General features: G+C 41.6%; 9 protein-coding genes. 2 read left to right on the top strand and 7 right to left on the bottom strand.

Going from position 1 to position 12,141, the window contains the following annotated elements; all coding sequences use genetic code 11:
- Nucleotides 1-34: 34 nt before the first annotated feature.
- Complete coding sequence (locus tag MURRU_RS00505) at nt 35-1,834, top strand: glycoside hydrolase family 15 protein (protein ID WP_014031445.1); 1,800 nt, start codon at nt 35-37, stop codon at nt 1,832-1,834.
- A gap of 184 nt (nt 1,835-2,018) precedes the next feature.
- Here MURRU_RS00505 and MURRU_RS00500 read toward each other — a convergent pair whose 3' ends face one another.
- The 6 genes from MURRU_RS00500 to MURRU_RS00475 are packed head-to-tail and all read right to left on the bottom strand — an operon-like array spanning nt 2,019 to nt 8,786.
- Nucleotides 2,019-3,830, bottom strand: coding sequence for an acyl-CoA dehydrogenase family protein (locus tag MURRU_RS00500; RefSeq protein ID WP_014031444.1), 1,812 nt, complete (start codon nt 3,828-3,830; stop codon nt 2,019-2,021).
- A gap of 40 nt (nt 3,831-3,870) precedes the next feature.
- A complete protein-coding gene (locus MURRU_RS00495) occupies nt 3,871-4,227 on the bottom strand; it encodes a four helix bundle protein (protein WP_014031443.1) in 357 nt (118 codons plus the stop codon).
- 30 nt (nt 4,228-4,257) lie between these two features.
- Nucleotides 4,258-5,451 carry an acetyl-CoA C-acyltransferase gene (locus MURRU_RS00490; protein WP_014031442.1) on the bottom strand — a complete coding sequence of 398 codons (1,194 nt, stop codon included), beginning with the start codon at nt 5,449-5,451 and terminating at the stop codon, nt 4,258-4,260.
- Nucleotides 5,452-5,501: 50 nt separating this feature from the next.
- Entirely contained in the window at nt 5,502-5,861 is a 360-nt protein-coding gene (locus tag MURRU_RS00485) for a four helix bundle protein (RefSeq protein ID WP_014031441.1), read from the bottom strand.
- Nucleotides 5,862-5,894: 33 nt separating this feature from the next.
- Nucleotides 5,895-8,321 carry a 3-hydroxyacyl-CoA dehydrogenase/enoyl-CoA hydratase family protein gene (locus MURRU_RS00480; RefSeq protein ID WP_014031440.1) on the bottom strand — a complete coding sequence of 809 codons (2,427 nt, stop codon included), beginning with the start codon at nt 8,319-8,321 and terminating at the stop codon, nt 5,895-5,897.
- A 15-nt stretch (nt 8,322-8,336) separates the two neighbouring features.
- Nucleotides 8,337-8,786, bottom strand: a complete 450-nt coding sequence (locus tag MURRU_RS00475; protein ID WP_014031439.1) for a MarR family winged helix-turn-helix transcriptional regulator — start codon at nt 8,784-8,786, stop codon at nt 8,337-8,339.
- Nucleotides 8,787-8,986: 200 nt separating this feature from the next.
- Here MURRU_RS00475 and MURRU_RS00470 point away from each other — a divergent pair, with 200 nt between their 5' ends.
- Complete coding sequence (locus MURRU_RS00470) at nt 8,987-10,129, top strand: BspA family leucine-rich repeat surface protein (RefSeq protein WP_014031438.1); 1,143 nt, start codon at nt 8,987-8,989, stop codon at nt 10,127-10,129.
- A gap of 205 nt (nt 10,130-10,334) precedes the next feature.
- On the opposite strand, the gene MURRU_RS00465 is transcribed toward MURRU_RS00470, so the two are convergent.
- Nucleotides 10,335-12,104 carry an AMP-dependent synthetase/ligase gene (locus tag MURRU_RS00465; RefSeq protein WP_014031437.1) on the bottom strand — a complete coding sequence of 590 codons (1,770 nt, stop codon included), beginning with the start codon at nt 12,102-12,104 and terminating at the stop codon, nt 10,335-10,337.
- Nucleotides 12,105-12,141: the final 37 nt, after the last annotated feature.

Raw genomic sequence — 12,141 nt, 5'->3', positions numbered from 1 at the left:
AATTCATTCTAACCCTTTTGAGAATTTTTGACCTATGGACAATTTGAATTACGGAATTATAGGAAATTGCAGGAGTGCGGCATTGATTTCCAAAGAAGGCTCCATAGACTGGTGCTGTCTGCCACAATTCGATTCAACATCGATATTTGCAAAGCTGTTGGATGAACAAAAAGGCGGCAGTTTTGAAATTCATCCCAAGGGGGATTATACCATTGAACAGGAATATTATCGCAACACGGCGATTTTGATCACACGCTTTACCGATGGGGATAATATTTTTGAGTTGCACGACTTTATGCCCCGTCATCATAAAATGCATGGGAAGTACATGGCGCAGCCAGAGATTATCCGCTATGTAAAATATGTTTCTGGTGCACCAAAATTCACGGTAAAATATGACCCTAAATTGGAATATGGGTTAGGTGCAACCAAGCATTTTGTAAAAGAGGATTTTATTGCCAGCCTTACCCATAAGTTAAAATATGATACCTTGTTCCTGTACACATCTTTTGATAAGGAACGCGTTTTGGGTGGCGAGGAGATAAGTTTGGAGGAAGACGGATATTTTTTGATTCGTTACAACGAAAAAATATTGATGCCGACCACCGATAAAATGGGGCTGGAACTGGAACGCACCAAGGTATATTGGTTGGATTGGGTTGCAAAGACACCAGACTACAAAAAGTTTAAAGAAGAAATTGTTAGGAGCGCCATAACCCTAAAAATGTTGACCTACGACAAGACGGGCGCGGTTTTGGCGGCAGCGACCACATCCTTGCCCGAAACCATTGGTGAGGTTAGGAATTGGGATTACCGTTTTTGCTGGATTCGTGATGCATCCATGGTAATCAAGGTGGTTTCGGAACTTGGACATAAAAACTCGGCCAAGCGTTATCTCCAGTTTATTATTGATTTGATGCCCGACAAGGATGAAAAACTCCAAATCATGTACGGTATCAACAAGGAAAAAACATTAACAGAGAAGACCTTGGATCATTTTGATGGATACAAAGGCTCCAAACCTGTTCGTGTTGGTAATGCGGCTTACAAACAACGTCAAAATGATATTTATGGCATTTTGATGGATGTGATTTATGAGCAGTTAAGGAACTTTAGCAACGATATTGAGAATGTGGAGGAATTATGGAGCATTACCAAAGGAATTGTTTGGATTGTTGGCAAACACTGGAAAGAGCCGGACAAAGGTATTTGGGAATTCCGCGGAGATGATAAACACTTTACTTTTTCCAAAGTGTTGTGTTGGGTAGCTTTGGACCGTGCAATAAAAGTGGCCCAAATGTTCGGTAAAACCCGAAAACTGGAACGCTGGACGGCCCTTGAGCAGGAAATTAAGGAAGATATCCATGAAAATGCCTGGAACAGTGATATCAATGCCTTTGTACAATGTTATGGGTCCCGCCATTTGGATGCCTCGGTACTTTTAATGGAACCTTATGGTTTTATTCATGCGCGCGACCCTAAATATGTAAATACTGTCAAAGCTATAGAAGATGGGCTTAGTAATGATGGTCTTTTGTACCGATATAAAAACGAAGATGATTTTGGACTTCCTTCCTCATCATTCACCATTTGTACGTTTTGGTTTATCAATGCATTGTTTAAGATAGGAGAGGAAGAAAAGGCCTTGGAACAGTTTGAGCGTTTATTGGGCTACAGTAACCATTTGGGACTGTTTAGCGAGGATATCGACTTTAAAACAAAAAGGTTGTTGGGTAACTTCCCGCAAGCTTACTCGCATTTGGCACTAATTGAATGCGCCATCAACTTCTCCAAAAAGCAGAAGGACGAGCAAATATTGGAATCCATCAAGTAAAGTTTTGCATAAAATAATTGTCACCTTAAGCGCAGTTGAGAGGTCTTGCGAAAACCTGAGTTTGCGATTGGTCTCGACAGCGCTCGACCTGACATAAGTACATCAAGAAAAGCGTCTAATAAAAAACGCCCCGACCGGGGCGTTTTCAAATCCAAGTGGGTTTTTATCCCAACAGATATTTGAATTAGTCAAAGGTATACCCATTATCTGCAGCAACTTTGTCGGCAATTTGCGTTCTAAGCTTCACTACATTGGGTTGGTTTGTATACTTGGTAAAGCGTTTAATTCCCATCAACATCATACGCTGCTCATCACCTTCGGCAAAGGAAACAATACCTTCCTTAGCTTTTTGTTGGATGATGTCAACTGCCCTGTACAAATATAATTTGGTCATGGCTATTTGTGTTGCCTGGGCTTCTTCACCAAAGCGTTTTGCGTTTTTCTCTGTTCTTAGGATAGCTGATTCCGCCATATATACTTGAATCAGGATATCGGATGCTGCCATCAATAACATTTGATGCTTTTCCAAGTCGGGTCCAAATTTTTGAACGGCGCTACCAGCGACCATCAAGAATACTTTTTTCAATCGGCCCAATAAGTCTTTTTCTTCTGATAGTAACTCAGAATAATCAGGTGTTTCAAAAGATGGTATGCCCATCAGTTCTTCACCTACGGCAGTAGCAGGACCTAAAAGGTCTACATGGCCTTTCATGGCTTTTTTAACCAACATGCCTACGGAAAGCATCCGGTTAATCTCGTTGGTTCCTTCATAAATTCTGGAAATACGGGCATCTCTCCATGCGGATTCCATTGGAGTATCGGCGCTGAAGCCCATTCCCCCAAAAATCTGTATCCCTTCATCCGTTGTGTGCTGAACATGCTCTGATACGGCCACTTTCAAAATGGAACATTCAATTGCATATTCTTCCACACCTTTGAGTTCTGCTTCTTGATGTGAATTTCCACTGGCTTCGCGAATAGCGATTCTATCCTCGATATTTTTGGCGGCACGGTAACATGCAGCTTCATCCACGTAAGCGTTGGTGGCCATGTCTGCAATTTTGGCCTTAATAGCACCAAAGTTTATAATCGGAGTTTTAAACTGAATACGCTCGTTGGCATATTTAGTAGCTTCGTTGATTACGCGGCGTTGTGCTTCCAAACAGGCAGCAGCCAATTTGATTCTGCCCACATTTAAGGCATTCATGGCTATTTTAAATCCATTGCCCCTTTCGGATAACATATTTTCAACGGGAACTTTGGTTTCGCTGAAGAATACTTGACGGGTAGAGGAGGAGTGAATCCCCAATTTCTTTTCTTCATCACCAAGACTGATTCCATTTTCCGGATCGTTCTCCACAATGAACCCGGTAATATTTTTATCATCTTCGATTCTGGCAAAAACAATGAACAGGTTGCAGAATCCAGCGTTGGAAATCCACATTTTTTGACCTGTGATGCTATAATATTTACCGTCGTCCGATAGAACAGCTTTGGTTTTACCGGAGTTTGCATCGGAACCAGCTCCAGGTTCTGTTAGGCAATAGGCTCCAAACCACTCACCAGTGGCCAATCTGGGCACGTATTTCTGTTTTTGCTCTTCGGTTCCATATAATGTAATGGGCAAGGTTCCAATTCCGGTATGCGCTCCAAATGCGGTACTAAAAGATCCCGTAGCACCTGAAATGTAATCACAGACCAGCATGGTGGAAACAAATCCCATTCCCATACCTCCGTAAGCTTCGGGTACGGCAACACTTAACAGGCCAAGATCGCCTGCTTTTTTCATGCATTCCTCGGTGTATGCGTAGTCTTTTTTCTCAAAGCGTTCCCAATGCGCCCAAAGCTCTCGGTCTACAAATTCCTTGGTGCTTTCGCGCATCATTTTTTGTTCTTCATTTAGGTCCTCAAGGGTGAACACGTCCTCACATTTGGTCTCCTTGACCAAGAATTGACCTCCCCTTAAAATGTCTTTGTTTGTTGTTTCTGTGCTCATTTTTTATAAGATTTAAGATTCAGGAGACAAGAATCAGGACTTATTTCAACCCGTCTTGAAACCTTGAAATCATTTTTTGTAGTTGTTGAATTTTATGTTCTAGAAGCTCAAATTTTTCTTTGGAAATGTATTTTTGGTTCAAGGCAACAATCAGCTGTGTTTCCCACTCAAAACTAGAGCCTAGACTATCCTCTATATATTTGTTGAAATGCTTATTGGTCGATTTGCTCGTTCCTTCCGCAATATTTGAAGGGATTGAAACAGCACAACGAATCAATTGGGAGACTAGATTGAATTTTTCTATATCTGGAAACTCCCCCTTCATTTTATATGTTTCATTAACCAAAACCATCCCTTCTTGCCAAATCTTGAGTTTTTTGAAATTATGTCTTCCCATAGTCTTGATTCTTGGCTCTTGACTCTTGGTCTAGTTCAAAAATTCAAATATCCCCGCGGCACCCTGGCCAGTTCCCACGCACATGGTGACCATACCGTATTTGCCTTTCATGTCGCGCTTTCTCATCTCATCAAAAAGCTGAACTGATAGTTTGGCGCCTGTACATCCCAATGGGTGCCCCAGTGCAATAGCTCCTCCGTTTACGTTTACAATGTCTTGGTTTAGGCCAAGTTCCCTGATAACGGCCAACGATTGTGATGCAAAAGCTTCGTTCAATTCAATAAGGTCTATTTGGTCCTGCTTCATCCCCGCTTGTTTTAAGGCTTTTGGAATGGCTTTTACGGGGCCTATTCCCATAATCCTCGGTTCTACACCTGCTGCGGCATAATTGACCAATCTTGCGATGGGTTCCAAATTGAGTTCTTTGACCATTTCCTCGCTCATTACCATAACAAAGGCAGCTCCATCACTCATTTGAGATGAATTTCCTGCGGTTACGCTACCTCCTTCGGCAAAAACAGGCCTTAATTTGTTCAGGGTGGGGATGTTGGTGCCTTTTCTGGGTCCTTCATCCTTGTTGACGGTGTAATTCTTTGTTTCCTTTTTACCTGCTTCGTTCACAAAGGTGTGTTCTACTTCAATAGGAACAATTTGGTCCTGAAAACGGTCTTCTTCTTGTGCTTTTAGTGCTTTCATGTGCGAATTGTAGGCAAAAACATCTTGGTCTTCTCGGGAAACCTTGAATTGTTGGGCAACCGCTTCGGCAGTCAGGCCCATTCCCCAATAATAGTCTTCGTGGCCTTCCTTGGCCGTTGCGTAATCGGGGGTAGGCTTGTAACCTCCCATAGGAATGTAGCTCATGCTTTCCGCTCCCCCTGCTATGATGCAATCTGCCATTCCTGATTGGATTTTGGCCGTAGCGATACCAATGGTTTCCAATCCGGATGCACAATACCGGTTCACGGTCACCCCGGGCACATCGTCAATGTCCAGTCCCATTAGAGAGATAAGCCTAGCCATGTTCAAGCCTTGTTCGGCTTCGGGCATGGCATTTCCCACGATAAGGTCGTCAATACGCTTTTTGTCCAATTGGGGAAGCTCTTTCATCATGTATTCGATGGTTTCGGCAGCCAGTTCGTCTGGGCGCTTAAACCGGAACAGACCTTTTGGCGCTTTTCCTACGGCTGTTCTGTATGCTTTTACTATATATGCTTGTTTGTTCATAGTTTTATATATTATTTTGGAATCTAGAATCTAGATGATTGGAGTTTAGACTAATCGCTTAGATTATCAATAAACTTGCCTAACATTTTTTGAATTTGTAGTATTTTATATTCTAATGCTTTGAAATCGTTTTTATCTAAATATCCTTCGTTAAATGAAACTATTAATTGTGTTTCCCATTCGAAGGCAGAACCAAGACTATTTTCTAAAAACTTTTTAAAGTGTCTGTCAGTACTTTTGCTGGAACCTTCCGAAATATTTGAAGGTATGGATACAGCGCATCTGTTCATTTGACTTGCAAGATTGAATCGTTCAAAATCAGGGAAAGTTCTTGTTAGGTTATAACTATCTTTCACAAATTCAATACCATCTTGCCAAACCTTTAATTTTTTAAAATTATGTCTTGCCATTTGTCTAATTTCTAGGTTCTAGTTGTCCAAAATCTAATTTCTTAGTGGTTTCCCTGTCTTCAACATGTGTTGGATACGTTCCAAAGTCTTTCTTTCGGTACAAAGCGATAAAAATGCTTCTCGTTCCAAATCCAAAAGGTATTGTTCGGTTACCATTGTCGCTTCAGAAAGGTCGCCGCCCGCCATTACATAGGCCAGTTTATCGGCAATCTTTTTGTCGTGTTCCGAAATGTAATGTCCAGCTTCCATAGAGTCCGTTCCTACCAAGAACATACCCAAAGCCTGTTTTCCAAGCACCTTAACATCCTTGCGCTTAATAGGTTTGGTGTAGCCTGCATCGGCCATAAGCTTGGCGTGTGCTTTTGCTGTTGCAATCTGACGGTCTTTGTTGACCACTACAACGTCTTTTCCTTTTTGTAAGATGCCTAAATCAAAGGCTTCGTATGCTGAGGTTGATACTTTGGCCATTCCGATGGTCAGGAAATACTCTTGCAATACATTCAATTCTACATCATTCTTTCTGAAAGTGTCCGAGGCACGAAGCGCCATTTCCTTGGAACCGCCTCCGCCAGGGATTACCCCAACACCAAACTCCACCAAACCAATATAGGTTTCGGCAGCGGCCACCACTTTATCAGCGTGTAGTGAAAGTTCGCATCCACCGCCCAAAGTCATACCGTGGGGAGCGGAAACGGTTGGAATGGAGGAGTATCGCATCCGCATCATGGTATCTTGGAACATTTTGATGGCCATGTTCAGCTCATCATATTCTTGCTCCACGGCCATCATAAAAATCATGCCGATATTGGCACCAACGGAGAAATTCGCAGCTTGATTACCAATAACCAATCCTGCAAAATCTTTTTCAGCTAGATCTACGGCCTTGTTCAAGCCAGCCAATACATCGCCCCCAATGGTGTTCATTTTGGATTGGAACTCACAGTTCAGGATTCCATCACCCAAATCTTCGATAACAACACCACTGTTTTTGAAGACTTCTTTGGTTTTTCTGATATTGTCCAAAATGATAAACGCATCCTGACCTGGTACTTTTTCCATGGTCCCTGCCTTGCTGGCAGGCAGGTTTTTAGGAATATCGTAGAAGTAGGTATTACCTTCTTTTATGGTATAGAAAGAATCAATTCCTGCATCTTTCATTTCAGTAACCCAAGAAGCGGCTTCCAAACCTTCGGCCTTGATGAATTCAAGACCTTTTTCGAGCCCAACGGCATCCCAAATTTGGAATGGTCCGTGTTCCCAGCCAAATCCAGCCTTCATGGCATCGTCAATTTTGTATAATTCATCCGTGATTTCTGGAATACGGTGGGTAACGTAGGCGAAAAGTGCTCCAAAACTTTTTCTGTAGAACTCTCCGGCTTTATCTTTTCCGTCAACCAAAACAGGGAAACGGTCAATCACTTTATCAATGGTTTTGGTGAGTTCCAAAGTGGCGAATTTTGCACTTTTTTTGGAACGATAGTCCATCGTGTCCAAATCCAGGGTTAGGATTTCGCTCTTGCCATCGTCTCCTTTAATTTTTTTATAGAAACCTTGTCCTGATTTACTTCCCAACCATTTGTTGTCCATCATGGTTTGGATAAAATCCGGCAACTGGAACAATTCGTGACGTTCATCGTCCTTACAGTTTTCACTGATTCCATTGGCTACGTGCACAAGGGTGTCCAGTCCCACAACATCTACGGTACGGAAGGTGGCGGATTTAGGCCTGCCAATTACCGGCCCCGTCAATTTATCGACTTCTTCCACCGTCATACCCATTTCTTTTACGGCATGGAAAAGACTTTGAATGCTAAAGATTCCGATTCTATTTCCGATAAAGGCGGGGGTGTCCTTGGCAACCACCGAGGTTTTACCCAGGAACTGCTCGCCATATCCGTTTAGGAATTCCAGAACGTCTTTGGAGGTTTTGGGCCCAGGAATGATTTCGAAGAGTTTCAAATATCTTGCAGGGTTGAAAAAGTGGGTTCCGCAGAAATGCTTTTGGAAATCCTCACTTCTCCCTTCGCTCATAAACCGAATAGGGATTCCCGATGTGTTGGAAGTGATAAGTGTTCCCAGTGTGCGGTGCTTGTCCAGATTTTCCAACACCTGTTTCTTGATGTCCAATCGTTCTACTACCACTTCAATGATCCAATCGACCTCGGCCACTTTGGAAATATCGTCTTCCATGTTTCCGGTGGTAATGCGATCAGCGAATTTTTTGTGGTAAATAGGGGATGGTTTGGATTTTAGTGCGGATGTAAATGAATCGTTCACTAAACGATTACGGACTGCTTTATCTTCCAAGGTAAGTCCTTGGGCCTTTTCCTTGTCGGTAAGTTCACGGGGAACAATATCCAACAATAACACCTCGACCCCAATGTTCGCAAAATGGCATGCAATGCCACTTCCCATAATTCCGGAACCGATTACGGCAACTTTGTTTATATGCCTTTTCATGTGCGAATTTGTAATTTAATTATTAGTTGTTTTTATGTAAACCTTTTTGTCTGTAATAAGCTTGTTAATGGTTTCAATGACTCTAAAAAAGCCCACCAAATCCTCTTGAGAGGTATGTTCTTTTACCACTTCGTTGAAACGCAATACTACTTCTTTGGATTCTCCCCGTTTTTCCAAACCCAGCGGAGTCAAATAAATCAGAACACCACGGCCATCTTTTGGGTTACGTTTACGTTGTATGTATCCTTTTTGCTCAATATTCTTTAAAATCCTTGATAAACTCGTTGCTTCCATCCCCATTTTGGGCCCCAATGTGGTACTTGGTGTACCTCCTTTTGGGTCAATACTCAGTAAGGTAAATCCAATGGCCATTGTAAGCCCATAGTTTTTCGCTTCCTCATTGTACATTTTGCTAACAGCCTGCCAAGTGGCCCTAAGGGCGTAATCAATGGTCAAATCTTTCATGGAACCAGTTTGGTGTTCTCAAATATATGAAAATTTATTATGCATGCATAATAAATTTAGGTTAAGTATATGTGTTTTTGAATAAAAATTGAAATGATTGTCCCACACGTCAATTCAAAAGGGTCAACGGTCAGATCGTGGGTTCAATAATAGCGTGAAAATTGGATATTGTGAAAATACGATTCACTTAAACATTAACTATGAATACCAAAAATTTATTTTTGGCGATTATTTCGCTTGTTTTCCTATGGTCCTGTGGTAAGGAAGAAAGTCCGGTGGAAGTAAAAACTAATTCTTTGGCTGATGACCTGGATTCTTTTGTCACTATATGGAAAACAGTTAATAAAAATGATATGATTTCAATCGGAACCAACGATGAGGTTGAACAAATTTTTGATTATACTATTGACTGGGGTGATGGTACTATTGAAAACTTGAAGAATGGCAACCCTGCGCATACATACAAGGATGTTGGTGTTTATACAGTGGCTATAAAAGGAAAATTTCCATCTATTAAAATTGACAGGTTTTTAACCAATATCTATTATGCATCATATTTGATATCGCTAGAGCAATGGGGGGCAAATCAATGGGAAAGCCTGGAGTCAGCCTTTGAAAATTGTAAAAACTTGGAATATAACGCAATGGATGCCCCGGGTTTGACGAAAATCACAACAATCAGAAATATGTTCAAGAGAGCAGGTAAGTTTTCTGGAGCGAATCTCAATGATTGGAATGTGAGTAATATCACAGATATGGAATCAGTTTTTCACGGGACTAGATCTGATAAACTGACGGTTGATAAATGGGATGTGAAAAATGTTGTGAACATGAAAGGTCTTTTCAGTTATTCATCTTTTAATGGGGATATAAGTGAATGGGATGTGGGCAAAGTTGAGAGCATGAATAGTATGTTTAATGGTGCGGACTTATTCAATCAAAATTTGAATAACTGGAACGTAAGCTCAGTCAAGGATATGACCCTGATGTTTTCCGATGCCGAAGCTTTTGATAAGGATATTAGTGAATGGAATGTGGGTAATGTCATGTATATGGGCGGAATGTTTCAATTTTCAGAGAGTTTTAATAGAGATCTCGCCGATTGGAACATAAATAATGTGATTAATATGCATCATATGCTAGAAGGTTCAGGCATGTCCCCTGAAAACTACGGAAATACACTTGTAGGTTGGTTAAATACTGGGGTTCAACATGATATTACCTTAGGAGCTTCAGGGTTGTCATATTGTATAAATGATGAAGTGGAATTTGCTAGAGGTGCATTGGAAAGTGTTTATGGTTGGTATCTTTGGGATAATGGTGGAGTAGATTGTAAACTTTAAATTGGAATGGTTCTATAGAAAAAACCAACGGCAATCCGTTGGTTTTTTTATTGCTGGTAACTCAAAAGTCAATAGATTCTTCTTTTCGTTCAGAATGACAGCCATTTTTGGAACATTGTTAATTGAATATATTAACTGTAAATGAGATTTCTCACATCCGTTCGAAATGACAGTTAATCAGTAATTATTGCCCATTGCTAATTGATCAATGTTCGTAGATATCATTGTATAAATCCAGATACATTTCCTTAACGGGCTTGCGTTTTAGTTTCATGGTGGGGGTAAGGTGGCCTTCTTCCACGCTCCACACATCTGGGGTAAGTCTAAACTGTTTTACTTTTTCCCACTTGGCGAATTCTTGGTTGGCCCAATCCACTTCTTCCTGCATACGGGCAATCACCTTTTCGTTTTTGACCAATTCATCATTTGATCCCAAGTCAATATGATGTCGCTTGGCCCATTCCTTTACAAATTCAAAATTAGGCTGAATCAAGGCTGCTGGCATTTTTTCACCTTCGCCGACCACCATGATCTGCTCGATGAATCTGGATTGCTTAAAACGATTCTCCAATAACTGCGGAGCTACATATTTTCCGCCAGAGGTTTTGAACATCTCTTTTTTACGGTCGGTAATGCGCAAAAAACCTTCTGCATCAATCTCACCAATGTCACCCGTGTGGAAATAGGCACCTGTCATTACCTCGGCCGTTTTTTCGGGGTCTTTGTAATAGCCCATCATTACATTTGGGCCTTTGCAAAGAATTTCCCCGTCCTCGGCAATTTTCACTTCTACGTTATCGATCATTTTCCCAACGGTGCCAATTTTCCAACCTTTGTTGCGTTGGTCGTTTACAGCAATTACGGGCGAGGTCTCCGTAAGTCCGTAGCCTTCCATTACGGGCATCTCCGCTGCGGCAAAAATTCTGGCGAGCCTTGGTTGAAGTGCGGCACTGCCGGAAACCATAACGGATAGATTGCCGCCGAGACCTTCTTTCCATTTGCTAAATATCAATTTACGGGCAAGCCCAAGTTTTTTCTCGTACCACCAGCCGTTTGCACCGTAAGGCTCAAATTTGAGCCCTACTTCCACAGCCCAGAAAAATAATTTCTTTTTTATGCCAGTTAAATTGGTTCCCTTGGCAATAATGGCGTCATAGACTTTCTCCAGCAATCGGGGAACAACACTCATCACGTGGGGTTTCACCTCTTTCACATTATCACTGATTTTGTCCAGCCCTTCAGCAAAATAAATTTCTACACCGCAATATTGATAGAGGTAAAGGATCATACGCTCAAAGATGTGGCAAACAGGCAAAAAACTGAGGGCAGTTCCACCCGTTTCGAAAGGAACCCTAACTTGGCTATCGACCACGTTGGAAACTATATTGTTGTGAGATAGCATAACCCCTTTTGGTCTTCCTGTGGTGCCGGAAGTATATATGAGGGTAGCAAGGTCATCAGGCTTAACGGCATCTTTTAATTTTCCGACATCATTTTGGTTAGATGTATCGGTTCCCAATTCCAAGACCTCTTTCCAGTTTTTGCAATTATCCAGCTCATCAAAGGAATAAATCTCTTCCAGCTTGTCAATTTTTGAGCTTATGGACAAGACCTTTTCCAACACTTCGCCACAGGAAACAAAACAATATTTTGCTTCGGAATGGTTAAGGACATACTCATAATCTTCTTCGGAAATGGTAGGGTAAATGGGTACGTTCTGCGCCCCAATTTGAAGAATTCCAATATCCACAATGTTCCATTCCGTTCGGTTGGTCATGGAAATCACAGCAATTTTGTCGTTGGGCTTAACGCCCATCCGAAGTAAGGCCCTGCTCACGGCATTGGCTTTGTCAATGTACTGTTGTGTGGATGTAGCTATCCATGTACCGTCACTTTTGGTGACCAATGATTTTTCTAAGGGGTATTTTTCAAGTTGATAGTATGGGAAATCAAATAATCGGGTAACAGTCTGCATAGTAAGTTATATGTTAAGCGATTGCAAAATAGCAAAT

Source organism: Allomuricauda ruestringensis DSM 13258 (genome assembly GCF_000224085.1).
Classification (GTDB): Bacteria; Bacteroidota; Bacteroidia; order Flavobacteriales; family Flavobacteriaceae; genus Flagellimonas; species Flagellimonas ruestringensis.
Note: the sequence above shows the minus strand (reverse complement) of the source record. Positions and strands in the feature narration are given on the sequence as shown.

Bases quoted from the DNA above. Each gene is read 5' to 3' on its own strand.
- MURRU_RS00505 (WP_014031445.1), top strand. From the start codon at position 35: ATGGACAATTTGAATTACGGAATTATAGGAAATTGCAGGAGTGCGGCA.
- MURRU_RS00500 (WP_014031444.1), bottom strand. From the start codon at position 3,830: ATGAGCACAGAAACAACAAACAAAGACATTTTAAGGGGAGGTCAATTC.
- MURRU_RS00495 (WP_014031443.1), bottom strand. From the start codon at position 4,227: ATGGGAAGACATAATTTCAAAAAACTCAAGATTTGGCAAGAAGGGATG.
- MURRU_RS00490 (WP_014031442.1), bottom strand. From the start codon at position 5,451: ATGAACAAACAAGCATATATAGTAAAAGCATACAGAACAGCCGTAGGA.
- MURRU_RS00485 (WP_014031441.1), bottom strand. From the start codon at position 5,861: ATGGCAAGACATAATTTTAAAAAATTAAAGGTTTGGCAAGATGGTATT.
- MURRU_RS00480 (WP_014031440.1), bottom strand. From the start codon at position 8,321: ATGAAAAGGCATATAAACAAAGTTGCCGTAATCGGTTCCGGAATTATG.
- MURRU_RS00475 (WP_014031439.1), bottom strand. From the start codon at position 8,786: ATGAAAGATTTGACCATTGATTACGCCCTTAGGGCCACTTGGCAGGCT.
- MURRU_RS00470 (WP_014031438.1), top strand. From the start codon at position 8,987: ATGAATACCAAAAATTTATTTTTGGCGATTATTTCGCTTGTTTTCCTA.
- MURRU_RS00465 (WP_014031437.1), bottom strand. From the start codon at position 12,104: ATGCAGACTGTTACCCGATTATTTGATTTCCCATACTATCAACTTGAA.